Annotated in this window: 23 protein-coding genes; 12 read left to right on the forward strand and 11 right to left on the reverse strand. The window is 33.7% G+C overall.

The genetic code is table 11. The features are described from left to right. Positions 1 to 155: 155 nt before the first annotated feature. Positions 156 to 929: a Bax inhibitor-1/YccA family protein gene (locus tag GWR14_RS11490; RefSeq protein ID WP_163409168.1), complete on the forward strand. Its 774-nt coding sequence runs from the start codon at positions 156 to 158 to the stop codon at positions 927 to 929. Between the two features lie 93 nt (positions 930 to 1,022). On the opposite strand, the gene dinB is transcribed toward GWR14_RS11490, so the two are convergent. From dinB to GWR14_RS11505, 3 genes are all read right to left on the reverse strand, one after another. Beyond that, complete coding sequence (gene dinB / locus GWR14_RS11495) at positions 1,023 to 2,108, reverse strand: DNA polymerase IV (RefSeq protein WP_163409169.1); 1,086 nt, start codon at positions 2,106 to 2,108, stop codon at positions 1,023 to 1,025. A gap of 77 nt (positions 2,109 to 2,185) precedes the next feature. Continuing rightward, positions 2,186 to 5,551: a transcription-repair coupling factor gene (mfd, locus tag GWR14_RS11500; protein ID WP_163409170.1), complete on the reverse strand. Its 3,366-nt coding sequence runs from the start codon at positions 5,549 to 5,551 to the stop codon at positions 2,186 to 2,188. Further along, a complete protein-coding gene (locus tag GWR14_RS11505) occupies positions 5,544 to 6,146 on the reverse strand; it encodes a hypothetical protein (RefSeq protein WP_163409171.1) in 603 nt (200 codons plus the stop codon). Before GWR14_RS11505 ends, mfd begins: the two co-directional genes overlap by 8 nt. Positions 6,147 to 6,442: 296 nt before the next feature. On the opposite strand from GWR14_RS11505, the gene GWR14_RS11510 reads away from it, so the two are divergent. After that, entirely contained in the window at positions 6,443 to 7,381 is a 939-nt protein-coding gene (locus tag GWR14_RS11510; protein WP_163409172.1) for an L-threonine 3-dehydrogenase, read from the forward strand. 61 nt (positions 7,382 to 7,442) lie between these two features. Here the strand turns inward: GWR14_RS11510 and GWR14_RS11515 are convergent, their stop codons facing one another. The 5 genes from GWR14_RS11515 to GWR14_RS11535 form a co-directional block, all read right to left on the reverse strand. Beyond that, positions 7,443 to 10,268: a VIT domain-containing protein gene (locus tag GWR14_RS11515; protein ID WP_163409173.1), complete on the reverse strand. Its 2,826-nt coding sequence runs from the start codon at positions 10,266 to 10,268 to the stop codon at positions 7,443 to 7,445. 64 nt (positions 10,269 to 10,332) lie between these two features. Then, on the reverse strand, positions 10,333 to 11,478 hold the full coding sequence (locus GWR14_RS11520) for a S1 family peptidase (protein ID WP_163409174.1): 1,146 nt from the start codon (positions 11,476 to 11,478) through the stop codon (positions 10,333 to 10,335). Positions 11,479 to 11,790: 312 nt separating this feature from the next. Beyond that, the gene (locus GWR14_RS11525) at positions 11,791 to 12,447 is read right to left on the reverse strand and encodes a hypothetical protein (RefSeq protein WP_007808595.1); all 657 of its coding nucleotides are present in this window, start codon (positions 12,445 to 12,447) and stop codon (positions 11,791 to 11,793) included. Between the two features lie 121 nt (positions 12,448 to 12,568). Next, the gene (locus tag GWR14_RS11530; protein WP_163409175.1) at positions 12,569 to 12,940 is read right to left on the reverse strand and encodes a YraN family protein; all 372 of its coding nucleotides are present in this window, start codon (positions 12,938 to 12,940) and stop codon (positions 12,569 to 12,571) included. 120 nt (positions 12,941 to 13,060) lie between these two features. After that, on the reverse strand, positions 13,061 to 13,957 hold the full coding sequence (locus tag GWR14_RS11535; protein ID WP_163409176.1) for a S66 peptidase family protein: 897 nt from the start codon (positions 13,955 to 13,957) through the stop codon (positions 13,061 to 13,063). Positions 13,958 to 14,184: 227 nt separating this feature from the next. Between GWR14_RS11535 and GWR14_RS11540 the strand changes: the two genes are divergently transcribed. Next, entirely contained in the window at positions 14,185 to 15,282 is a 1,098-nt protein-coding gene (locus GWR14_RS11540; RefSeq protein ID WP_163409177.1) for an endonuclease/exonuclease/phosphatase family protein, read from the forward strand. A gap of 124 nt (positions 15,283 to 15,406) precedes the next feature. Further along, the gene (locus GWR14_RS11545) at positions 15,407 to 15,946 is read left to right on the forward strand and encodes a 3-hydroxyanthranilate 3,4-dioxygenase (protein ID WP_163409178.1); all 540 of its coding nucleotides are present in this window, start codon (positions 15,407 to 15,409) and stop codon (positions 15,944 to 15,946) included. A gap of 160 nt (positions 15,947 to 16,106) precedes the next feature. Here GWR14_RS11545 and GWR14_RS11550 read toward each other — a convergent pair whose 3' ends face one another. Then, complete coding sequence (locus GWR14_RS11550) at positions 16,107 to 17,453, reverse strand: serine hydrolase domain-containing protein (protein WP_163409179.1); 1,347 nt, start codon at positions 17,451 to 17,453, stop codon at positions 16,107 to 16,109. Positions 17,454 to 17,829: 376 nt separating this feature from the next. Here GWR14_RS11550 and GWR14_RS11555 point away from each other — a divergent pair, with 376 nt between their 5' ends. From GWR14_RS11555 to GWR14_RS11585, 7 genes are all read left to right on the forward strand, one after another. Then, positions 17,830 to 19,044: an aminotransferase class V-fold PLP-dependent enzyme gene (locus GWR14_RS11555; RefSeq protein WP_163409180.1), complete on the forward strand. Its 1,215-nt coding sequence runs from the start codon at positions 17,830 to 17,832 to the stop codon at positions 19,042 to 19,044. An 11-nt stretch (positions 19,045 to 19,055) separates the two neighbouring features. Further along, the gene (locus tag GWR14_RS11560) at positions 19,056 to 19,481 is read left to right on the forward strand and encodes a hypothetical protein (protein ID WP_163409181.1); all 426 of its coding nucleotides are present in this window, start codon (positions 19,056 to 19,058) and stop codon (positions 19,479 to 19,481) included. Between the two features lie 2 nt (positions 19,482 to 19,483). Then, positions 19,484 to 19,909, forward strand: coding sequence for a SufE family protein (locus tag GWR14_RS11565; protein WP_163409182.1), 426 nt, complete (start codon positions 19,484 to 19,486; stop codon positions 19,907 to 19,909). Positions 19,910 to 20,092: 183 nt separating this feature from the next. Beyond that, positions 20,093 to 20,503, forward strand: a complete 411-nt coding sequence (locus GWR14_RS11570) for a GxxExxY protein (RefSeq protein ID WP_163409183.1) — start codon at positions 20,093 to 20,095, stop codon at positions 20,501 to 20,503. A 139-nt stretch (positions 20,504 to 20,642) separates the two neighbouring features. Continuing rightward, on the forward strand, positions 20,643 to 20,966 hold the full coding sequence (locus GWR14_RS11575) for an SUF system Fe-S cluster assembly protein (protein ID WP_135221559.1): 324 nt from the start codon (positions 20,643 to 20,645) through the stop codon (positions 20,964 to 20,966). Positions 20,967 to 21,049: 83 nt separating this feature from the next. Next, positions 21,050 to 21,559 carry a DUF2480 family protein gene (locus GWR14_RS11580; protein ID WP_163409184.1) on the forward strand — a complete coding sequence of 170 codons (510 nt, stop codon included), beginning with the start codon at positions 21,050 to 21,052 and terminating at the stop codon, positions 21,557 to 21,559. A 78-nt stretch (positions 21,560 to 21,637) separates the two neighbouring features. Beyond that, positions 21,638 to 22,570 carry a DUF3078 domain-containing protein gene (locus tag GWR14_RS11585; protein WP_163409185.1) on the forward strand — a complete coding sequence of 311 codons (933 nt, stop codon included), beginning with the start codon at positions 21,638 to 21,640 and terminating at the stop codon, positions 22,568 to 22,570. Positions 22,571 to 22,628: 58 nt separating this feature from the next. Here GWR14_RS11585 and GWR14_RS11590 read toward each other — a convergent pair whose 3' ends face one another. Then, positions 22,629 to 23,750 (reverse strand): hypothetical protein, encoded by a 1,122-nt coding sequence (locus tag GWR14_RS11590; protein ID WP_163409186.1) that lies wholly within the window; start codon positions 23,748 to 23,750, stop codon positions 22,629 to 22,631. Positions 23,751 to 23,865: 115 nt separating this feature from the next. Here GWR14_RS11590 and GWR14_RS11595 point away from each other — a divergent pair, with 115 nt between their 5' ends. After that, positions 23,866 to 25,140: a hypothetical protein gene (locus tag GWR14_RS11595; protein WP_163409187.1), complete on the forward strand. Its 1,275-nt coding sequence runs from the start codon at positions 23,866 to 23,868 to the stop codon at positions 25,138 to 25,140. A gap of 62 nt (positions 25,141 to 25,202) precedes the next feature. On the opposite strand, the gene hflX is transcribed toward GWR14_RS11595, so the two are convergent. Continuing rightward, positions 25,203 to 26,432: a GTPase HflX gene (hflX, locus tag GWR14_RS11600; protein WP_163409188.1), complete on the reverse strand. Its 1,230-nt coding sequence runs from the start codon at positions 26,430 to 26,432 to the stop codon at positions 25,203 to 25,205. Positions 26,433 to 26,439: the final 7 nt, after the last annotated feature.

Consider the following 26,439-nt stretch of genomic DNA (forward strand, 5'->3'; position numbering starts at 1 on the left):
AAACTTTTATAATACAATCCATCAAGAGTTTTTTTGATGGATTTTTTATTTAAAGGCATTTTTACATAAGAAAAAATCATGTTAAAAATTTTAGCGAAACAATTACACTTCGAAAAAACTACTTATATTTGAGTACAATTAAAAGTATTAGAACTATGAATTTCAATTCAAAAAATCCATTTTTAAGCAATAAGCGTTTTTCATCAAATGCTGTTTCTAAAGCTGAAGGAGTGCATCAGGCACAAGTTATTGATTACAATCAGGAAATGAGCATTTCAGGTACGATTAATAAAACAGCTATCTTATTTTTAATTTTATGTGGTGCTGCTATGGTAACATGGTGGATGGCATTTAATCAAATAAATCCAATGTTACCAACGATTGGTGGTGCTATTGTTGCGCTTATTTTAGTTATAATTTCAGCATTCAAACCACAGGCCTCTCCTTATTTAGCTCCGGGATATGCTTTGTTTGAAGGTTTGTTTATCGGAGGAATTTCTGCAATTTTTGAAGCAAGATTTCCCGGAATTGTAATCAATGCTGTTGCTGCTACCCTGGTTACTTTTTTAGTATGTCTTGGATTGTATAAATTTAGGATTGTAAAAGTTAATGAACAGTTCAAATCAGTAGTTATCGCTGCTACTTTGGCAATTGCAACTTACTATTTGTTTTCCTGGTTAGCATCTTTAATATTTAATTTTACTCCTGTTCATTATGGAAATGGAATGATGAGCATCGGAATTAGTGTTTTTGTAATTATTGTTGCTGCTTTAAACTTATTCTTAGATTTTGACCAAATTGAGCAAGGAGTTCAACAAAGAATGCCAAAATTCATGGAATGGTACAGTGCAATGGGACTAATGATTACATTAGTTTGGTTGTATATAGAATTCTTAAGATTGTTAGCCAAAATATCAAGCAAAGATTAATTTCTTTTCTTATAAAAATATGAAAGCCTTTTTGAAATTCAAAAAGGCTTTTTTTATACTGTAAAAGTGTATTTATTTAAAATCCCTGATTTTTTAAAAAGCAAATTTTAACTGAACGACAACTGCTTTTTTTTCTTCTGTATTCAAATTACTTAAAGAGATTCCCAGCAGCCTCACAGAATTTTTCATTCGTTCCTGATACAATAATTCTTCTACTGTTTCGAGTATTAAGCTTTTATCCGAAATAAAATAAGGAAGTGTTTTACTTCTGGTTTGTTGTGTAAAATCGCTGTATTTGATTTTGAGCGTAACTGTTTTTCCTGAAACATTATATCTTTTCAGCCTTTTCTCTAAGGAAGCAGCTATTTTTTCAAGCTGTTCCAGCATAAAAATTTCCGAAGTAAGATTTACATCAAAAGTATGCTCTGACGCTACCGATTTTGTATTTCTTGAAGGTTTAACTTCGCTATTATGTATTCCCCTGACCACATAAAAATAAAATTTTCCTGATTTTCCAAAATGTTTTTCTAAAAATTCAAGTGATTTACTTTTCAGATCTAATCCTGTAAAAATCCCCAGTTGATACATTTTCTCAGTTGTAACCTTCCCTACACCATAGAATTTCCGAATTGGTAATTCTTCCAAAAAAGGAATAATCTCATCCGGATTAACCGTTTTTTGACCATTAGGTTTATTGAAATCACTGGCAATTTTAGCAACAAATTTATTTACAGAAATTCCGGCAGAAGCTGTAAGCCCAACTTCATTCAAAATCCGTAATCTGATTTCCTGTGCCAGTAACGAGGCACTTGGATTTCCTTTTTTATTATGTGTTACATCAAGATAGGCTTCGTCAAGCGAAAGCGGCTCTACCAAATCTGTATACTCATGAAAAATTTTATGGATTTTAGATGAAATTTCTTTGTAACGATCAAAACGAGGTCGGACAAAAATAATTTCAGGACAGTATTTTTTCGCTAAAACACCGCTTATGGCACTTCGAACACCAAATTTTCGTGCCTCGTAACTGGCTGCAGACACAACTCCGCGGTTTTCTGAACCTCCCACAGCAATTGGTTTTCCCCTCAAAGCAGGATTATCCATTTGCTCTACCGAAGCATAAAAAGCATCCATATCAATATGGATTATTTTTCGATATACCGGAGTTTCTTCTGACATGATGCAAATTTAAATCTAAAAAACATACTGGCAGAAAAAAAGGACTTAGTTTCTAAACCAAATCCTTTTATAATTTTTTACTCCTCAAACAATTCCATCAACTCCAGCGCCCGTTTTATCGACTTCACATTTTCAAAAGTCAATAATAAACGTAGGCCGTTTACAGTTTGTTTTTCTTTCATTTTGCAAAGAGAACTTTGCTTTTGAACAAAGTTTAAAACATTTCTAAACTTCACCGATTGGTAATAATCCGACTGTTGGTCTGAGACAAAATAACCAATCATCTTGCCTTGTTTTAAAACCAATTTCTCAATTCCGACTTTCGTCGCAATCCATTTTATCCTGATACTGTTTAATAAAGCTGTTGCTTGTTTTGGCAATGGCCCGAAACGGTCGATCAGTTTTTTCTCGAATTCCTGAAGTCCAGCTTCATCTTTTATCGCTCCTAATTCGTTGTATAAAACCAAACGTTCTGAAACATTATTAATATATTCATCAGGGAATAACAATTCGAAATCGGCATCAATTTGAATGTCTTTTACATATTCTTTCGTATCAATATCATTTTCTTCAGGATACAAATCTTTGAATTCGTTCTCCTTCAATTCCTCAATCGCTTCATTCATGATTTTTTGGTACGTATCAAAACCAATTTCATTAATGAAACCGCTTTGCTCTCCTCCTAATAAATCTCCTGCGCCGCGAATCTCCAAATCTTTCATCGCAATATTGAAACCGCTTCCTAATTCGCTGAATTGCTCCAGTGCCTGAATACGTTTTCTGGCATCTTCTGTCATCGATGAATACGGCGGACAGATGAAATAACAGAATGCTTTTTTATTGCTTCGCCCAACGCGCCCGCGCATTTGGTGTAGATCTGATAATCCAAAATTATTAGCGTTGTTAATGAAAATCGTGTTGGCATTCGGAACGTCCAATCCGCTTTCGATGATGGTGGTTGCCACCAAAACATCAAAATCTCCATTCATGAAACCTAACATCAATTCTTCGAGTTTTGCTCCGTCCATTTGCCCATGGCCAATTCCGACTCTTGCATTTGGAACCAAACGCTGAATCATTCCGGCTACTTCTTTTATATTTTCAATTCGGTTATTGATAAAAAAAACCTGCCCGTTTCGCTGAATTTCATACGAAATCGCATCACGGATAATTTCTTCATTAAAACCAACCACGTTTGTTTCAATCGGATAACGATTTGGTGGAGGCGTTGTAATTACCGATAAATCTCGTGCTGCCATTAACGAAAACTGAAGCGTTCTAGGAATTGGCGTTGCTGTTAACGTCAACGTATCAACATTTGCCGCAATCGTCTTTAATTTATCTTTTACATTTACGCCAAACTTTTGCTCCTCATCGACAATCAATAAACCAAGGTCTTTAAAAACTACATTTTTGTTAACTAATTGGTGTGTTCCAATTACGATATCTAATTTGCCTTCGGCTAAATCTTTTAGCGTTTGTGTTTTTTGTTTTGCTGTTCTAAATCGATTTAAGTAACCAATAGAAACCGGCATATCTTTTAAACGTTCTGAGAAAGTTCTGTAATGCTGATAAGCCAGAATAGTTGTCGGAACCAAAACTGCTACCTGCTTACTGTTGTCAACCGCTTTAAAAGCGGCACGAATCGCAACCTCTGTTTTACCGAAACCAACGTCACCACAAACCAAACGATCCATTGGACGGTCGCTTTCCATATCCGCTTTTACTTCTGCTGTTGATTTCGTTTGATCTGGTGTATCTTCATAAATAAACGAACTTTCTAATTCGTTCTGAAGATAACTGTCCGGCGCAAACTGAAAACCTTTTTCTAAACGGCGTTTCGCATACAACTGAATCAAGTTGAAAGCAATATGTTTAACACGTGCTTTGGTTTTTTGTTTTAAAACCTTCCAGGCGTTCGATCCAAGTTTATAAATTTTCGGAGGTGTTCCGTCTTTTCCGTTGTATTTAGAAATTTTATGGAGCGAGTGAATACTTACGTAAACAATATCATTATCAGCATAAACCAATTTAATGGCTTCCTGCGTTTTTCCTTCCACCTGAATTTTCTGCAAGCCGCCAAACTTCCCGATTCCATGATCGATATGGGTTACATAATCGCCTACGGAAAGCGCTGTCAATTCTTTTAGCGTAATATTTTGCTTTTTAGAATAGCCGTTTTTGATGTTGAATTTATGATAACGCTCAAAAATCTGATGATCTGTATAAGCCGTTATTTGATTTTCTTCGTCAATAAAACCTTGATACAAAGGCAGTACAATGGTGTGATATTGTTTTCTAATATTTTCTGAATTGGCTTCATCCAAAGATTCAAAAATATCATGAAAACGTTTTGCCTGAGTTTCATTCGAACAAAACAGATAATTCACATATCCGTTAAAATGATTATCACTTAAATTATTCAGTAATAAATCAAATTGTTTATTGAATGAAGGCTGTGGCTGAATATGAAATTCGAATTTCTTAGTGGTTTTATAAACTGGTCTTGAAGCCAATTCTACAACCGAAAAATCTAAAGATCTTTTTATAAATGACGCCTGATTCAAAAACAATTGTTCCGGCGTCGCATGTTTTATTTCTTTCGAAAGTTTCTCAAAAGCTTCTTCTGCTCTTGCAAACTGTCTGTCTAACTGAGAAAAAAGTCCTTCGGTATTTTGGATAAAAAGAACTGTTTTTTCGGCAATATAATCTAAAAAGCTTTCACGATTTTCCTGAAACAATTTGTTTTCGACATTCGGAATAATTGTGATTTTTTTATGTGTTTCAACAGATAATTGCGTTTCAACATCAAATGTTCTGATACTGTCTACTTCATTTCCGAAAAACTCAATTCGATACGGATGATCATTTGAAAAAGAAAACACATCGACAATTCCTCCACGAACCGAAAATTCGCCAGGTTCAGTGATGAAATCTACTCTTTTGAATTCGTATTCAAATAAAACTTCGTTGATAAAATCGATCGAAATTTTATCGTTCAGAGCGACTTTTAAAGTGTTTTTATCCAGTTCTCTTCTCGTAACGACTTTTTCAAAAAGTGCTTCTGGATAGGTAACAATTACTGCCGGTTTTTTTCGGGAATTAATTCTGTTTAAAACCTCAGCACGAAGTAAAACATTGGCATTATCGGTTTCGTCAATCTGATACGGACGACGAAATGAAGCGGGATAAAATAATACATCCTGCTCGCCAATCATTTGTTCTAGATCGTTTAAGTAATATGCCGCTTCTTCTTTATTGTCTAAAACAATTAAAAAAGGCAGTTCGGTTTTCCTAAAAACAGAACGGATAATAAATGAAACAGCAGACCCAAGAAGGCCGCTGATGTTCATTTTTACCTGATTTCCTTCAAGCAGATTCGAAGCAATCTGCTCTGCTTTTGGCAGATTATCGTATGTTGTATATAATGCGTTCTTACTCAACTTTAGGTAAATTTGGATCTACAATAGTGTTCGGGATAGCTCGTGCCGTATCCAGCATTCGTAAAAAATCCGATTCACCTTCTTCTTGTGGGATTTTACTTTTTTGAACAATTTTATCCATTTGTCTTTGTAAAGACACCAATTCTTTATTGATCTCTCCAATTAAAAAAGTAACTTTTTCATCCGGAATTTTATCCAAATGAATAAATAGATCCATCATTTTTACTTTGGTAATCAAAATAGAAATACGGCTTTTAATCTGTGGCTGATTGAATTGAGACGGAATATTATTATTTAAGGCCATTGCTTTTTTTGCAATTGCGGCAGATTTTTTCTGAAAAGCACCAATCGTTTTCTTTGGTTTTCCATCAAGTTCTTTTAAAAATTCCCGCCATTCTTTCCATAATGTTTCATTTTGCTCAGAAACTTCATTAATAGGTTCGTCAATAAACGACCACCCTTTATTTATATTATTAAAGATGACTTCTTTCCTTTTTGCTTCTTTTTTATTTTCAGCCAGACGTTTATCGTTTTCGTTCTGACATGAATTCAGTACAAATAGTATAAGCAGAAAAAGAGCTATTTTGTATTTCATATATGTAAAATTTATTTTTTAATGGTTATATGCGTTATCGCCTTTATTTATTGGATTTGTCTGAGCAAACTTTTTGTTAATGGCGATTTCATCTGATAAAACATTAAGCTACAAAGTTACAAGTAAATTTTACAATTATGAATTTTGAATTACAACCATTTCGTTAAGTTTAAGAAAAGTATCTGGAAACGAATTTTTCAAAAATAAATGTTATTTGTTATTAAATTCATAATTTAACATTCTAAAAAGCACTACAATTTACGAATACACTATATTTGTTATTTAAAATCTATCCAATGAATCCAAAAATATTAATTATTGGCGCTTGTGGTCAAATCGGGACAGAGTTAACACAGAAACTTCGTAAATTATACGGAACCGAAAATGTTATTGCTTCGGATATTCGAAAATTAAATACTGACGTTGTAAATTCGGGTCCGTTTGAAGTAATTAATGCTTTGGATTTTAACCAGATTGAGCATCTTGTCGAAATCCATCATATTACAGATATTTATTTGATGGCAGCACTTTTATCGGCTACAGCTGAAAAAAATCCAGCTTTTGCCTGGGATTTGAACATGAATTCATTGTTTCATGTTTTGAATCTGGCGAAAGCCAAAAAGATAAAAAAGATATTCTGGCCATCAAGTATCGCTGTTTTTGGACCAACGACACCTAAAGAAAATACACCTCAATATACCATTATGGAGCCTTCGACAGTTTACGGAATCAGTAAGCAAGCCGGTGAAAGATGGTGCGAATATTACCATAACATTTATGGAGTCGATGTTCGCAGTATTCGTTATCCGGGCTTAATCAGCTGGTCTACTCCTCCAGGTGGCGGAACTACAGATTATGCCGTAGATATTTTTTACAAAGCTATTGCTGATAAAAAATATGAGTGCTTTTTATCCTCAGAAACCAAAATGCCAATGATGTATATGGACGATGCAATTGATGCTACCATCAATATTATGAAAGCCCCAGCTGAAGAAATCAAAATACATTCGTCTTATAATTTAGCGGCCATGAGTTTTACACCAACTGAAATTGCTGCTGAAATCAAAAAACATATTCCGGAATTTGAAATCACTTATAAACCGGATTTCCGTCAGAAAATTGCTGACAGCTGGCCTGCAAGTATTGATGATTCTGATGCCAGAAAAGACTGGAACTGGAATCACAAATTTGATCTGGAATCTATGACCAAAGACATGCTGGAGCATTTGGGATAATTTCAAAATAAAACAAAAAAATACCGAAGTTAAACGCTTCGGTATTTTTATATGTTTTTTTCTAAAACTCAAATTCTCCAATCAGAATTTTGCTGTCGCTTTCGCGTTTATTTTCTTTTTGACTCTGGAAAACAGCGATTTTCCGTTCTTGTCTTCCATCAGAATAGTACAAATATACTTCTGCCATCACAGTTGTTGGTCCGGAAAGAATGTTCTGTCTCTCTCCGAAAAAATTGGTTTTAATTTTATACTTACCCTTTATGGCTTTTTTTAGTAAAAACTGTTCAGGACCAAAACCCTGAGTGAAATCATTACTTAATCTGCCTCCAATTTCTGTAGATTTATGAGAATAAGAACAGTCTTCTCCTCTCGGATCTGTAACCCAAAGATCTATATCTGTATTGTCTTTATTCCAATTGATTACAACGCGAATGTCTATTGGGAGATTTGCTTTTAAACGATTATCAATTTTGCTGGCATCAACATTTTTATTTAGACTCAGAATATTATTGATTTCCATAATCAAAATCTCTTCAATACCGTTGTCTCTTATAGAAATCTCATCGCTATACTCCTGATAAAGCATTGACTTATAAACATTAAGTGCTTCCTGAGGCTTTTTATTATCAATTAAAGCCAATGCATAATCTCTGTGACTTTGAGAATCGAAAGGTCTCCATTCCAGAATTTTCTGGGTAATCCATAATTCTTTTTCATAATTACCTCTCTGTTTTAGCAGATAATATATCGTTTTGTATAATTCTTCATTTTCCAAATCAAGCTCTGCCAATGTACTTAAAACTTTTAAAGAAAGCACCTTGTCTCTTTTTTTAAATAGCAATTTAGAAACATCAAAATAATACGTCACCTGTTTTTCATATTTTGAACGATTTTCAAGATATTTTTGATAAATGAGTTCAGAGGATTCCAGATTTTTAAAATCTTTCATATACTCTTCTTTGCTTTCTACATCTATCAAAGTTATTTTTCCTTTGGATTTTGGTGATTCCATACCGAAGTTACTTTGAACTCTTCCATCTGCGGAACTAAAAACAGCATTATCTTCTAATAATTGATCTTTGTTTGCTGATTCTCCTAATGACTGATTAGAAATCTTAGGATACTGCTTTTTTTCGACAGGTTTAAACTCCGTATTCCACCAGGCTGTTAGTTCGCGGGTTATATCAAAAGATTTAGACAGAAGGTTTTTTCTTTTTTCTAAAATCTCTTTTCTATTTCTTGAAACAATTTTATTGTACTCAGCTAATAATTCCTGAGGCGGTGTGATTTTGTAACGCACATAATCATTTACATCCTCCAATACAATAAGACTGGTGTTCTTACTTACAACCCCAAACTGTTCGCTCAGATTTCTGATCTCATCACGGTTTTGAGTCGAATTAAGTTCAAGATCATTGATTTTTCTTTGTGCCCAAAATTGTGCAATTGGCCAGTTTTCTACCTGAACAGCTGTATTAAAATCTACAGGTATTTCAAAGTTTTTATTTCCTACAGAGAAAAGGGCGGTTAGTTTACCCAAATTTGGAGACGAAATTCCAAATATATTTACCGGCTCATTTACTGCCATTCCAATATTTGGATACAGCTCCTGAACATTCATATTTTCTTTAAATCCTAAAAATGTAACCGGAAGTTTTTTGTAGGTTTTAAGCGCCGATTGAGTGTCTAATTCATTAAGATTAATGAAATTTCCTCCAGATTGCAATGCTAAAAGTTTAAGCATATTAAAGTCGGAAGTCGGAGTACTTACTATGCTGCTAAGCGGTTTTTTGAACTTTAAAGTTAAATCACCAAAATTTGAAATTCCGTCAGAAAATAAAAAGTATTCTTCTACTCCCGGAATTTCTTTTAATGCACCAAAATCGGTTCCTCCATCGTATTTCAATTCAGCAATTCTATTTTTTAATGTACTCCAGTTTCCTCCGGAAACAGTAAATTCTTCGGTTTTCTCCAGAATATTATTCAATAGAACAAATGTTACTGAAACATCTTTATTGCTTGAAAAAAAGGCAGTCAGAAAGTCAAGTTCTTTTTGATGGTTTCTCTTCGATCCGCTGAATGAATTATCCCAAATAATAGCCATTTTATTAGATTTCGGCTTTTCTTTCACAGGGAAATTCATAGAAATACTGGCTGCAAAATAAAATTTATCATCAGAAGCTTTCTGCAACAAAACACTGGAAGATTGATTTACTTTTGGAATTGTTACTTTAAGGCTTTCATTTGGAGTAAAGTTTTCTTTATTAATCTCAGCAATCCATTGATTCCCTTCTTTCTGAAAAGCAAAGCTTCCATCCAGATTCTCAGTGATTTTGGGAGTTACCAGACTTTCATTAATCAATACTTTCAAATTAAATTTTGGAATACTGACTGCATTGGCAAAACTTAAAAAATACTGATAATCCGAAGCAGAATTTTTTAATTCCTGATGATAAGTAATCTTAATGGTTCTGCTGCCTTGTACAGGAATCGGATAAATTCTTGTTCGAAAATTATTTCCCTCTACCTTTTCAATAATCCCCGGATCTATATTTCTTTTTTCAATACTTTCAAATACTTCCTTAGCCCGTTCTTTAGGAACCGGAACTGCATCTCTTAATTTTCCGTTGATATCTAAAGCATAGCCACTTATGCTTACTCCTTCAGGTAGCGGAATCGTAAGTTTTCCTTCTAAAATTCGGCTACTAGGATTGTAAAATGTGTAAATAGCTGTTGTTGTGGCAAGATTTCCTAAAATTTTGGTCTCAATTTTTGCTTCCTGCAGGATGACCAGATGTTTTTTTTGATTTTCTACATCCAGAGTTGGAATTTGAGAAAAAGCTGCACTAAATATCATTAATGCACATATAGTAAAAACTTTATTCATATTAAAAAGTGACTTTTTATTTAATTACAAAGGAGAAAAACTAATAAAATCATAAGAGGTTCAATTAGAAACTGCTAATATGCTTAGCGACAATTCCGAAATTAAACCCCTGTACCTCATCTACTCCACTGAAATTGACTGCAATCAGCTGGCCACACTCATTAAATACCGGTGCACCGCTGGCACCATGAGTAGAAGTGATACTATATTGAATTTTATTCCCGTCTGATTCTTTACTTATTTTGCCATCATAAAGCTGCACTTTTATACCTGAATTTGTCTGTGCCAAATCCATTCCCAAAGGATAGCCAACCATTATTGCTTTTTGTCCTGGATTTAAAGAAGTATCATCCTCAACTGCATTGTCAAGATTGATGATGTTTACAACACTTTCCGGAGTTTTATGATCTGTTAGTCGTACAGTACCTAAATCAATATTGGCATCTTCTGAAATTTTTTCGATTTCACAGCTAAGCCATTGGTCATCAGAATCATGAAGTGCAACAGCGATATCTACCGTTTTTACATATACCTCAATATCTTCTTTCGATACATATTCTTTAACCGGAATGGCTGCTGCAATATCTGTATTGGTTGTATCTGTTTCTGTATCATTTGAACTGATAAATTCTTCACCAGCTGGCTCTTCACTTGTTTGTTCACTTTCGCCTTCACCCTCATAATCACCTTCGCCTTCACTTTCGTCATAAGCAGAGGCAACTTTCCAGTTTCTTTCAATAAAACTTTGATACTCTTCTTCAGAAATATCAGTAGTTAGAATTGAAGCAATTTTCAACCTCAAATTTCTTATAACAGTATTTGTTTTTTCCTGCTCTTCATCTGATGAATTCCATGGCTGTAAAACATGGCTGTTAGTCAATATTTTTCCTTCTCTGTCTATAAAAAAACCAGTTCCGAAAACCGTTTCTTCTTTTGCATCCTCGTTAATAAGCTGAATTTCTTTTCCTTTGATTTTTGCAAAATATCCATAGCTGTGTTTTATTAGTACAACTGCCTCTTTGTATTCGTTATAGACTTTTGTGTCGGAATCTAAGCAAATAGAAGCGGGTTCCTTTTTTAAATATTTAAAACCAAAAAAAGTTGCTGTTGAAAGAATGATTACAGCAGCCAGGATAATTTTGTAAACCTTTTTTTTGTTATTGTTAGCGTCATGCAAATCATTGTTAGGTCCGATTTTTCTAATTTTCATTTGTAAAGAGGTAATTTTATTAATATTATTTCCAGAGTGTCAATTCACAAAATTATTGATACTTGCTATTTTTAGCGGTTCGAAGGTAGTAATTTAATTGTTGCATTTGACAGATAAATACTGTTATATTGTTGATTTTTCAATATCAATACCACTAGTGTCTATAAGAAGCATTTCAGGTACTGGAGCTGTTAAACAATTAGATAAAAAATTACAAAATGATGCATAAAAAAAGGGACTGTCGTGAAACAGTCCCTTCTATATATTGTGTTTTTTCTTTTTTTTTGATTTGGGGTTTTCTCTCGAAAGAAATTAATTTTTTAAGTCTTTGATTACTTTAAAAGCAACATCAACCTGCTCTTCTCCTACAAGGATTGTAAATTCGTTTGAAGTCGAAATTACTTCATTGATAATGATTCCTTCCCACGCTAAACGCTGAAAAATGAAATAGTAAATTCCCGGAACCACGATATTTTCTTTTGGCAATTTTACGGTAATAGAAGCCAGGTTATCCAGTTTCTGAATCAGTTTTTCACGTAAAAAGTGTTTTTCTACCAAATGGTTGATACTGCTGCTTACTACAATATTTGTTTCGTTTACCCCTCTTGATGAAGTATAAAAGATATCAGATAAAACATTAATATCAGAAATCAAATCAGCCTGTTTGTTTAATACAGTATCAGAAGCTGCAAAAGTGTAATCTGTCAGTTCAGAACGAACCGTGATTTCACCAATGTTTTTAATGACTTTGTTGATTTTGTGGTTCAGTTTAAAATCTAGTTCTTCTGTTAGTCGTTTTAACGACATTACTACAGCTCCTTGTTTTACTTCTTTACCAAATTCGCTTTCTAATTCCGTCATAATGTTACGGGATAAAGAAGTCAAATTGATAATCCCCAAGGATAATGCATTTAACAAAAAGGGTTTTGTTTTGATGTAATTTTCTACAATCGAAGAAACGGTTTTCATAATCTTTTAATTGTTTTTGGGTAACGTAATTGTGTTAGTTTGGTTGTTGTTTGATGTTATAAATCTTTGCAAAGATAAATTAAAAAACAATTTGTTACAAATATAACAATAAAAAAATATGTTAAAAATGATAAAAAGCGTCAGTAAGATGCTCAATAGCAAATGTTTCCTCGGTTTTATGGATCGCAATGATGTCAAATCTTATTTCTAAATCATCTTCAAAATCCTTTTCCCTATCGTTTATGTAGGCATTTACTGCTTTTATGAGCAGCTGAATCTTTTTTGGTTTCACAAAATCCTGCGGAGAACCGTAATCTAAACTCGATCTTGTCTTGACTTCAATCACCGCCAGAAAATTATCTTTTTTGGCGAGAATATCAATTTCGGCTTTTTGAAAAATCCAGTTTCTTTCTAGAATTTTATAGTCGTTTTGTAGCAGAAATTCAACGGCTAAATCTTCACCTTTTTTTCCGAGTTCGTTGTGTTCAGCCATTTTTTGAAGATATGAGTTAAAAGTTATGAGATATCAGTGTAATGAAATTATTGTAAAAAAATATAGGTTATGAAATTATTTTGGAACTCATAACCTATAACTATTAACTCATTACTTTTTTTACTTAAAAACAACAGTACTTCCCGAAGCATTCACATCAATAGAAATTGTACTTCCCATAACAAGCGCACGATTGTCCTGAATATGGCCTGCCGGAAAATTAAAAATTACCGGAATATTGTATTTTTTAGTCACATCGTCAATGATTTCAAGGGCATTTTTCCCCCATGGAACTTCATTGTCTTTCATTTTGGTCATGCCTCCAATAATGATTCCTTTCAGGTTTTCGATACAGCCGTTTCGATGTAAATTCATCATCATACGATCAATATGATACAGGTATTCGTCTAAATCTTCAATAAATAAAATTTTGTCTTTGCAGTCAATTGCAGATGGCGATCCTAACAAACTGTATAAAATAGAAAGATTTCCACCCACTAATTCGCCTGTTCCCTGACCAAAACGGTTCATAGGATGAGGAGCAACCGAATAGGACAAAGACTCGCCAAACAAAGCCGATTTCATCGAACTGATAGCAGCCGGTGTCGCACGCGGAATCGTAACCGGCATTACACCATGAATCGATTTGTAACCCATTGTATTCAAATGATTGTGTAAAACCGTCACATCACTAAAACCAACAACCCATTTTGGATGTTGTCTGAATTTGGTAAAATCCAGTAAATCCAGCATTCTGACAGTTCCGTAACCGCCTCGCACGCACCAGATCGCTTTTATATTTGGATTATCGAGCTGCTTTTGAAAATCGGCAGCACGCTGTTCATCTGTACCTGCCAATTGATGGTAATCCAGACCAATTGAACTTCCAATTACGGCTTCTAATCCCCAGCTTTTCAGTAAATCTATGGTAGGTTTTAAATTGTCGTCGATGTTTTTTCGGGCGGTTGCCAAAAGAGCTACAGTATCTCCTTTTTGTAAATAAGGTGGTGTTATCATATTTTGTTGTGATTGACAGATAAAGGATTGTAAAGCAAAAATAAGGAATACGAATTTACAAAAAGCAAAACGGCTGTTTAGGGGAAGGAATCTGCTTGTATTCATTTTCTTTTTTGGCTTTTGATTTATTTCTAACAAAGATAAAGATTTAAAAAAATAAAATTAATTGAAATTTCCTACAAACATAAAGTTTGATTAATTTCAACAATTTAAAAGATCAATTTTTTATGCGAATAATTACACTTAGAATTTATTTTATTTTCTTTTTTTGGATTACAGCTTTCGGACAAGCAAAAAAATACAGTGTTCACACCGTCGCCTTTTATAATTTCGAAAATCTTTTTGACACCATTGATGATATTTATACGAATGATGATGAGTGGACACCAAACGGAGCTCAAAACTGGACAATAGAAAAATACAATCAAAAACTCCTGAACCTATCTAAGGTAATATCAGAAATCGGAAAGCCGGAAAACCCAAATGCACCTGTTTTGGTTGGAGGTTCTGAAATTGAGAACAGAGTCGTTTTAGAAGATTTGATTAAGCAACCAAAACTACTTTCTTTAGATTACGGCATCATCCATTTTGATTCGCCCGACAAACGTGGGATAGATGTGGCATTATTGTATCAGAAGAAATTCTTCAAACCCACTACTTTTTCAAACATACCTTTATATATATTACAAAATAAAAATGTAGAAGAAAAGGAAAAAGAAGAATCAACAGACGAAGAAACAAAGAAGACAGTTCAAAACAATCGTGTTTTTACCCGGGATCAGCTTTTGATAACCGGTTTTTTAGAAGGAGAAGAAATCAGTATCATTGTCAATCACTGGCCTTCGCGCTCGGGAGGTGAAAAAGCCACGAGCGAATATCGCGAAGCAGCCGGAAAATTAAACCGCAAAATAATCGATTCGTTACAACAAATTAATCCAAATGCAAAAGTGATTACAATAGGCGATTTAAACGACGGTCCTTATAACAAAAGTATAAAAATGGCGCTGGGAGCAAAAGCCAAAAAGTCTGAAGTTCCTGAATTTGGGACTTACAATCCGTTTGAAGAAATGGCGAAACGCAGCATGGGAACCACCGCTTTTCGGGATTCCTGGGATATTTTTGACCAAATCATTATTACACAATCGCTCATAAAACCTGATTTTGCATCATTCAAATTTTGGAAAGCCGGAATTTTCAATAAACCTTATCTTATTCAAAATTCTGGAAAATACAAAGGGTATCCGTTGCGGCACAGCACAAATGAAATCGGTTTCAGCGACCATTTTCCGGTTTATATTTATCTGATAAAAGAAATAAAACCGTAGAGACGCACAGTGCGTCTACATGATATGACAAAATTTATGGGAACCGAAAGACGCACTGCAGTGCGTCTCTACAATTTTCCTTAACTTAGCTTCTCAGAAACTTAAAACTTAGAATCTCAAAATAATGGCTATAGCAAAACCTTTCAACCTGACTAAATGGATAGACGAAAACCGTCATTTACTAAAACCACCTGTTGGAAATAAAAATTTATATGTTGACTCCGGGGATTATATTGTCATGATCGTAGCGGGCCCAAATGCGCGAAAAGATTATCATTACAACGAAACCGAGGAGCTTTTTTATCAACTCGAAGGAAATATAAAAGTAGTAATTCAGGAAGAAGGCGAACGCAAAGAAATGGTTCTGAATTCCGGTGATATGTATCTGCATCCTGCTAAAGTCCCACATTCACCTGTTCGTTCTGAAGGTTCAATTGGTTTGGTGATTGAGCGAAAACGTGCAGGATTAGGCTACACAGACGGATTGCTTTGGCATTGCGACAACTGTAACCATAAATTATATGAAGTGTTTTTTGAATTGCACAATATCGAGAAAGATTTCCTGCCGCATTTTGAACATTTCTACAATTCAGAAGAGCTAAGAACCTGCGATAATTGCGGAAGCGTTATGGAATCTGATCCGAGGTTTGTAGCTAAGAAATAATTTTTAAAACTTATAAAAATATAAAACCGATAGACTTTTTAAGTGTATCGGTTTTTTTAGGAGCTATTTCCTGCTATTCGTTTCAATCTTTTTTTCGATAAAGAATCTCAAAAAAGGATTTCCACTTCTATCGGGGCTAGGTATTTCTTCGAAAGAAACTTTAAATTTTCTTTATACTCCCAACAATCCCTTTCAAAAACCCATTAAAATCAAAAGCAGGATCTTCCTTCAGTCCCATTCGCACAATCACCATATCTTTTGACGGAATAATGGCAACCATTTGTCCCTGATAACCGTTGCAGTAAAACATGTCACGAGGTGCGTCCGGGAATTTTCTACCTGCATTCAGCCAGAATTGAGCACCATATTTTCCTTCAGAAGTATTAGTTGGTGTTGCGGTGTATTTTACCCAGCTTTCATCCAGAATTTGTTCGCCGTTCCAGTTGCCTTTATTCAGGTATAACAATCCAAATTTCGACCAGTCGCGCGCTGTTGCCCATCCGTATGACGAACCTACAAAAGTTCCGGTCATGTCCTGTTCTGTAATCATCGAACTCATTCCAATTTTGTCAATCACAGCGCTGTACCAAAAATCAAGGTATTCCTGCTGCGTTTTAAATTGCCTTCTCAAAATCAAAGACAATAAGTTGGTCGTTCCCGAGGAGTAATTCCAATGTGTGTTGGGTTTAAACTGAGCCGGTTTGTCCAGCTGTACTTTGCCCATATCTTCGGCCAGAAAAAGCATTTTGGTAGCATCACAGATAGTGTTGTAATTCTCTTCCCATTCCAGACCTGAATTCATGTGCAGCAGATCGTTTATAGTAATATTTTTACGCTCGTCATTTTGCCATTCTGCAACAGGAGCAGGTTTATAAATGTCTATTTTTCCCTGTTTCGCTAAAACTCCAAAGGCCGAACTTGTAATGCTTTTTGTCATCGACCAGCCTAAAATTTTACTGTCTTTCGTAAAACCGGTATCGTATTTTTCGGCAATCAGTTTGTTTTTGTATAAAACCACAACAGCGCGTGTTCGCTTTAATTTTCCACCTGATTTATCGAATGCGTTATCAATTGTTTTTTGTAATTGGTTATAATCAATATTCGTAAAAATGGTGTCTTTCGGGTCAATATTTCCATAAGGAAAAGGCAATGTTTTCGATTTGGCTCTTTTAGGAAGCAGGTAAGGTTTCGAAACATCAAAATCATCATTAATTAAGATTGCCCCCAAACCTTCGCGGTAGATTGCTTTTCGTTCTTTCAATCCGTAAACTGATGAAGTAGCAAATTTTCCGGCATCATCAATGGTGTTGGTGGCCAAATCAATCAGATTAATGTCGTTGTCGGTTTTTTCGATTAATTCTTTTGAACGGTTATCCAGAAAATGTCCTGAAGCAATACTTTTGGCTGAAAAGCCAGAAATCAGATCCAGCTTCGGATAAGTCGTAAATCCGAAATATAAAAGGATTAAAAGAAGAAGAACACCAAGTAATTTGAGAATTTTTTTCATATTTCGATACAGTTGTTTTTTATGCAAGATAAATAATTTAAGGTCACGATTTCAATAGATGCTTTAGGTAATCTGAATAATTCAACCTCTTAGATTAAAATCATATTAGGTTAATTTAAACACATAGATACATAGGTTTTTCTACTTTTGAAAAGGATAAAAAGAGAAACACATTTCTCAACACATGGCTATGTGTTTTAGAATAAGTAAAACGCCTTTTTTTAAGTTTACAAAATCTATGTTTCTATGTGTTAAAAAATAATTATTCAAGTTATTAAAACAGGGAGTGATAGTGCTATAAAAGGAAATTATAGAATTGGCGGATAAAACAATTTAGTTTTAGTACTTTTGTACATAGAATTTTTCTAAATAAATTATGCTGGATATTCAAAAAATAAGAGCTGATTTTCCGATACTTTCTGAAAAAGTAAACGGAAAACCATTAATATATTTCGACAATGGTGCAACCTCACAAAAACCACAGGTTGTAATTGATGCCGAAGCGAAATATTATCAGGAAATAAACGCCAATATTCACCGTGGAGTTCATACTTTAAGTCAGTTAGCGACTGATGCTTATGAAATTTCACGTGTAAAGCTGCAACATCATATTAATGCCAAATTTTCTCACGAGGTTTTATTTACTTCGGGAACAACACACGGAATCAATTTAGTAGCCAATGGTTTTGCTTCTATTCTAAAACCGGGTGACGAAGTTTTAGTTTCTTCTCTGGAGCACCACAGTAATATTGTACCGTGGCAAATGTTGTGCGAAAAAACAGGCGCCGTACTAAAAGTAATTCCGATAAACGAAGAAGGCGAGCTGATCATTAGCGAATACGAATCATTATTATCTGAGAAAACAAAAATTGTTACGGTAAATCATATTTCGAATGCATTGGGTGTAATCAATCCTGTAAAAGAAATGATCGCAAAAGCACATGCCGTTGGAGCTGCCGTTTTAATTGACGGGGCACAGGCCGTTCCGCATTTAAAACCGGATGTTCAGGATTTGGATTGTGATTTTTACGCTTTTTCAGGGCATAAAATGTGCGGGCCAACCGGAACCGGAATTCTATACGGAAAAGAAGCGTGGCTAAACAAACTTCCTCCTTATCAGGGTGGGGGCGAAATGATTAAAGAAGTAACTTTCGAAAAAACAACTTATGCCGACCTGCCTCATAAATTTGAAGCAGGGACTCCAAATATCGCTGGTGGAATCGTTTTAGGAACCGCTGTTGATTATTTAAACGAAGTTGGTTTTGGAAATATTCAGCTTCAGGAAAAGAAATTACTGGAACACGCGACAAAGCGTCTGCTTGAAATTGAAGGTCTGAGAATTTACGGAAACGGAAAAAATAAAGCTTCGGTAGTTTCGTTTAATATTGATGGGATTCATCCTTATGATATTGGTTCGATAATTGACAAATTAGGAATTGCAGTTCGTACAGGTCATCATTGTGCTCAGCCAATCATGAATTTCTTCTGTATTCCGGGAACCATTCGTGCTTCGTTTTCTTTTTACAACACCAAAGAAGAAATTGATGAAATGGTTGAAGCGGTTAAAAAAGCAAAAACCATGTTAAGCTAATATTTCATCTTATGAAAATTATATCTTTTTTACTCTTAACAATTTTGATTGGAACAGGCTGTTCAAGCCAGAAAAAAGCAGATATGGCATTTACAGTAATCGAATATTCGGCTATGTCGAGAGGTTATTATAAAAAGATAGTGGTACAAAATCAAATGGTTTTAGTGACTAATAAAAGAGATGCACAACCAGTAGAAAATAAAATTGAAAAAGAGAATTGGGATAAAATTATAGCCGAATTCGAAAAAATAAATGTAGAAAGTATTCCCACTTTAAAAGCACCCACCGAAAAACGTTTTTACGATGGTGCTGCAATTGGAAATCTAAAAATAACTCAAAATCAGAAGACCTACGAAACACAAGGTTTTGACAATGGTTTTCCTCCTAAGGAAATTGAAAAACTGGTACATTTGCTGACTGATTTTGCTAAAGAATAATTATGACAATCAAAGAAATACAAGACGAAATAATAGATGAATTCTCGATGTTTGATGACTGGATGCAGCGTTATGAATACATCATCGAATTAGGAAAAAGTCTTCCGCTAATTAAAGAAGAATACAAAACCGACGATAATTTAATCAAAGGCTGTCAGTCGAAAGTGTGGCTTCAGGGAGAACAAAATGATGATAAAATTGTGTTCACTGCAGACAGTGATGCGATTTTGACCAAAGGAATAATCGCCATTTTAATTCGTGCTTTCTCGAATCAAAAAGCATCAGACATTATAAATGCGGATACAGAATTTATTGACGAAATTGGTTTAAAAGAACATTTATCAGCCACCCGTGCCAACGGTTTGGTTTCAATGATAAAAAACATCAAAATGTATGCTTTGGCTTTTGATGCAAAAAATAAAAATTAAAAGTTTTTGAACCATATAAGTTCATATTAGAGCATATAAGCTTTGTGTTTATTGATCTTTCTTAAGAAAGTAAATATAAGATCACAGAATTTAAAATGAACTTATATCACTTATATGGTGAAAAAAACAAAAGTAAGTTTTATCTTTCTTTTGTTTTAATTCTTATTATTGTAAAAAAACCACATGATAACGAAGAAATATTTGACTGATTTAATTTATCAGGTTAATGGAGCGGCGATTGAAGTTCATAAAAATATTGGCGCAGGGCTTTTAGAAAACATTTACCATCAATGCTTGATAAGAGAATTATCTTTAAGGGGAATTAATTTTCAATCTGAGTTGATTATTCCGGTTGAATATAAGGGTTTAGAATTGGAATCAGATTTAAGATGTGATTTATTCATAGAAAATTGTTTAGTTCTTGAATTAAAATCTGTTGATAAAATTATTCCGGTTCATATTGCCAAATTAATGTCTTATATGAAACTTTTAAAGTCTCCAATAGGGCTAATGATAAACTTTAACGTTACAAATATTTATCACGAAGGCCAAAAAACATACGTCAACGAATTATACCGTTGGCTCGAAGATTAAAAAAAATAAAAATTAAACTATAAGTTATATAAGGAAATTTAAGTTCAGTTCTTAAATGAGCTTTTAATATGCGACATAAATTAGGCTTCAAAAATTAAATGAACTTATATAACTTATATGGTAAAAATCAAATAAAAAAATGGAACAAGAAATAGACACAAACGAATTAGGAGAATCAATCGTAAGAGTTTTAAAAGGCATTTACGATCCTGAGATTCCTGTAGATATCTACGAATTAGGATTAATCTATGATGTAATGGTAAACACTGATTACGAAGTAAAGATCCTGATGACCTTAACCTCTCCAAACTGTCCTGTAGCAGAAAGTTTACCAAGAGAGGTAGAAGAAAAAGTAAAAACCATCGAAAACGTAAAAGATGTAGATGTTGAAATTACTTTTGATCCGCCTTGGAGTAAAGATTTAATGAGCGAGGAAGCAAAATTAGAATTAGGAATGCTTTAATATTTGTTTCAGGTTTAAAAGTTTCAAGTTTCAGGTTGTGCAAATTTGAAACTTGAAACCTAAAACTTGAAACTATTTTTCATATGGAAGAAATTATCAATAAAGTTGCCAATAGTGCTTTAGAAGTTTTTGATTTAGAGGATTATTATCCAAAAGGGATGCGTGTGCAGATTGACATTTCGCAATGGCTTTTGGAAGGTTTTTTATTGAAAGAAAAAGACTTTAGGGAACATCTTAAAAATCATGACTGGTCGCAATATCAGGATCAGTATGTAGCGGTACATTGCAGTACAGATGCTATTATTCCGGCCTGGGCATTGATATTGGTAAGTGTTCATTTGGCTCCTTTTGCTAAAAAAGTCGTAAATGGAACTATCGAAGATTTAGACGCCAGTTTGTACGAAGAAATCTTAAGCAAAATAGATTATTCTGTTTATAAAAATAAACCAGTAATTGTAAAAGGCTGTTCCAGAAAACCTGTACCTATGCGTGCTTATATTTTGGCTACAAATTATCTCCAGCCTTTTGCACGAAGTATTATGTACGGGGAGGCCTGTTCTGCGGTACCTTTATACAAAGAATCTAAGAAATAACTCTCATTAACCAATTCAAAATCCCCGATCTCCAATGGTTTTTTAGTATATTTGTTACTATACCTAAACTAAATTACCATGAGAAAGATCGCTATATTACTTGTAGTTTTAGTAAATTTTACTTTCGTCCAGGCTCAAAATTCTGAAAAGGAATTAATTCAAAATACCGAAAAAGCGGTAAAAAAAATAAACGATACCATTGAAGGTGAAGGATGGAAAACCAAAGGAACGGTCTCACTTTTATTAAATCAGTCCAGTTTTAATAACTGGTTAGCCGGGGGAGAAGACAGTTTTTCAGGAACACTAGGAATTAATTACGACTTCAATTATAAAAAAGATGATATAACGTGGGATAACAAACTTTTGGCTTCATACGGGCTTTTACAAACAAAAACTGCTGATTTTGCCAAAAAAACAGATGACCGTTTTGAATTTAATTCGGTTGTAGGTAAAAGAGCGATAGGACAATGGTATTATTCCTATTTTTTAAATTTCAGAACCCAATTTACAACAGGTTATATTTACGGTACCGATGAAAACGGAAAAGAAATCAGAACCGAAAACACCAAATTCATGTCTCCGGGTTACCTTACTACAGGTCCCGGTATTTACTGGACAAAGGATGAAAACTTAAAAATTAACTTTGCACCATTAACCTCAAAATTTACTTTTGTAGACAATGCTTACACTTCAGGAATTGGATATGTAGACGGTGATTATTTTGGTGTCGATCAGGGTAAAAGCATGCGCTACGAATTAGGTTTCTATGCTTCGGTTTATTACAAACTGGCCATTATGACCAATGTAACGGCAGAAAACACGTTGAATCTTTACTCCAATTATTTAGAAGATCCTCAAAATGTCGATATGGATTACTCACTCAATATTATTATGAAAGTAAATAAATACCTGTCGGCAAACTTTTCATTCCAGGCCATTTATGACGACAATGCCTTTGAAGGATTCCAAACCAGACAAGTTTTTGGACTTGGAGTTAATTTCGGATTTTAATTTTTAAAGTATAAAAAATGGCTGTAAAAAAAATTTACAGCCATTTTTTATGATTCAATTATAATGAAGGATTATGTCTTGTTTTGATTTGTGCTTTATTAAATTTGTCAATTAATTTGTTTGCACTGGCAATGATATCTTTTCCGTCTCCTTTATCATAATCATTAGCAATCAGACCTTCACCTTCTTTTATAGCTTTTTCTGGCTGATCTAAATACAAATAAATTTTTCCAAGATTATAATAAGCTGAATATCTGATTTTTCTAGATCCTTTATTATCTTCTTTATATTTAGTTTTTAAAGATTCAAAATATTCAATTAAAGGCTGTAAATCCTGAGTCAATTTATCTATAGGCTGATCAGCTTTCATTGTTGCAAATTGTATTTTAACGGCTTCAATTGCTTCTTTTTGAATAGCACCTTCTTCTTCCTTTGAGTCTATAATCCACAATTGTTCCTGACGGCTGACAGGTGTAAAACCGTAATTGTAATTTAATTGAGAGTTTGCACTATTAATAGCTCCATCAATAAATTCTCTTAAACGTTTATTAAAATTAACCCCTCTGTTTTTTGTATTTTCCCTTTCCAAAAAAGACTGACTAACATTCTCTGCCGATTTATAAGATAAGGTATTTGATAAGTTATAATTTTTTTTGCTTTCAGATGAAGTTTCAGCCGGAGCTTCCTGATTAGTACTTTTCAAAAATCTATTAGCAGGTTTAGAAACTTCCTGTGCAGGAGCTGCAGCTGATTTTTCAATATTCGGTGCCGTTACTGTAGCATAAGCTTTACCTTTGTAAGTAGTAACAAGAGTGTACATTGGATAAGAACGAATCACTTTTCCGTCTTTATCTTTTTCCTCTACTGTTCTTGTTTCAACCTTAGTTCCTTCTTCATAGAAATCAGCTAAATTAACGTTAACATTTAAAGAAGCATTTTGAGTTACTTTTTTCCATCCATGAACATTTAGCTGATCATTTAAGACTCTTGCCCCGTCAAACTGGTTTGATATTGGCCCATCTGTAATTACATTGGTGGAATAAGTTCTTTGTTCAAATGGAACAATAGTAGTTGGGAGATCCTGGTAGTTTACATTAAAATAAAATCTGTCCAGATCAACTTTTTGGGAAAAAGATAAAAATGAACACAAGGAAAAACATAATAAAGTAATTCTTTTCATAGGTTATAAAATAAAGGGGTTGGTTAATATTATTTTTAGAATTTTGCCTACAAAAATAGATTTTATTCTTTCTAAAATATTATTTTTATCCGATAAATCTTAAAAACTTTAGCTAATGATCAAAATCAAAGTAGTAGCAATGTTTCTACTCATTTCAGCATCCTTAAATGCACAAAAAGCAGATACAAAAATCAAAACGTTTACAATTCCGGTACCTAAATCTGAATTTTTTAATTCAATAAAAAAATACTCTATTATTGTTCAGGGATCAGATAGATGGTCATATTCTTCAGAGCATGCTAAGGATGAAACTTTTGAAAAAGAAATTACATTAGACAAGTATAAAAACGATACAAAAATTGATAATGCAAATCCGGATATCAAAATTTTAGTAGGTTACACTCCTACTAAGTTGAGAGAAACAAATGCAATGGGTCAAACCACTCTTGAGGGTGATTTTAGTTTCTTATTTTTGAGCAAAAACAATGAGATAATTTATCAAACATCAATTAATAAGGCTTGTGTTCTTGAAAAAAGTGCCAAGAAAACAAATGAATCAGATCTGGCAAATACTTTGTGTGGACAAGTTTATGAATTATTAGATACTTTATTGATTACCGCAAATGAAACAAAAACTACTTTTAATTACGGAAATTTTGAAAAATGCGATGAGTTTCCTGAATTAGTTACTTTTAACACAAAAACTGCCGAAATGTTAACCAAATTGGAAGCGCTTTCATTTGAAGATGCTTACTTAGATGAAATGCAGAATTTTTATAAAGGTTATATTGGAAAACAATTTGGAAAAATGAAAGATAAAGATTTAAATAAGGTAATTTATTTAAATTTAAGCTTAATTGAGATTTTTAAAGTAAATTTTGAAAAAGCAAATGAATATTTAGCCGAAGCAAAACAAGGAGCAGGATTATTAAGTTTGTGGCCAGACAGTGCTAAAAAAACTATTTCTAAATTCGAATTTGTGAATCAGAGAGGCGATTTTAAAAATAAAATTGACAACCTTAATTCACAATCAGTATATTATATTTCTACAAAAGGAACCGCTTATTACAAAAAGAAAATATTCGTAGGAGAGTTCTATGTGCCAAGATTCAAACCTACAAAAAGTGGTTCAGGGGGTATTATGAGTTTAGATTCGTATTCTCCAAATATTATGATTTTCGAAAATGGGAAAAAAACTTTTGATTACCCTAACGGAGATCAATTCAATATTAAAACAGAGGGCGGAAAAGAAATTTCTTTTAAAAAATATAATGGTGAAATTATAATGGTAGAAAAAAATACTGATGGTACTTACAAACCTTATGAAAGTATTTCTTCGGAGGTTTATACTTCTCCTGATAATGAAAAATTAGAATTAAAGAAAGCTTAATACTGTTTTGATCAAAATAAAGAGTCCCAAAAACAAAAATTTTTGGGACTCTTTATTTTAATTTATTCTTCTTCCTTCTCAACCGCATCCTTATAATCCGGATACAGGAAATTATTATATGGAAACCTTGTAATGTGAATCTGACGGACCGCTTCATACACGATTTCTCTGAATTCTTCAAAATTCTCTTTTTGTGTTGCTGATATAAACAATGCTTTGTCCTCGCCAACATTACTCATCCAGGTTTGTTTCCATTCGTCAAGTGTCCAGTGTTTTCTGGTTTTTTCAGTAATCAAATCATCTTCGTCAATGATCAGATGTTTGTAGGCATCAATTTTATTAAAAACCATAATCGTTGGTTTGTCATTACTTTTGATTTCCAACAAGGTTTGATTTACAGATTCGATATGATCTTCAAAATCTGGGTGCGAAATATCTACAACGTGCAACAGCAAATCAGCCTCTCGAACTTCGTCTAATGTACTTTTAAAAGAGTCTACGAGCTGAGTAGGCAGTTTTCGAATAAAACCTACTGTATCTGAAAGTAAAAATGGCAGGTTTTTAATTACCACTTTTCGAACCGTTGTGTCTAAAGTTGCAAATAATTTATTTTCGACAAAGACATCACTTTTTCCAATCGCATTCATCAAAGTCGATTTTCCAACATTCGTATAACCAACTAAGGCAACACGTACCATTGCGCCACGATTGCTTCGCTGAATGCTCATTTGTTTATCAATCGTTTTGATTTTGTCTTTCAGTAACGAAATTCGGTCACGAACAATACGTCTGTCCGTTTCAATCTCAGTTTCTCCGGGTCCACGCATACCAATACCCCCTTTTTGACGCTCAAGGTGTGTCCATAAACCGGAAAGTCTTGGTAATAAATATTGACATTGTGCCAGTTCCACCTGAGTTCTTGCGTACGAAGTTTCGGCTCTTTGTGCAAAAATATCTAAAATTAAATTCGTTCTGTCAAGGATTTTGCAATCGATGATTCTTGAAATGTTTTTTTGCTGTGAAGGTGTTAATTCATCATCAAAAATAACAGTCGATATGGCGTTTTCTTTTACAAAAAGATTGATTTCATCTATTTTTCCGGTACCCACAAAAGTCTTAGGATTTGGGCGCTCCATTTTTTGCGAAAAACGTTTAATCACTTCACCACCGGCAGTAAAAGTCAAAAACTCTAATTCGTCAAGATATTCTTGTAGTTTCTCTTCACTTTGATTTTGAGTCACAATACCAACAATGGCTGTTCTTTCAAAATTTATTACTTCTTTTTCTAACATAGCTTTG

This window comes from Flavobacterium ajazii (genome assembly GCF_010614725.1).
Lineage (GTDB): Bacteria > Bacteroidota > Bacteroidia > Flavobacteriales > Flavobacteriaceae > Flavobacterium > Flavobacterium ajazii.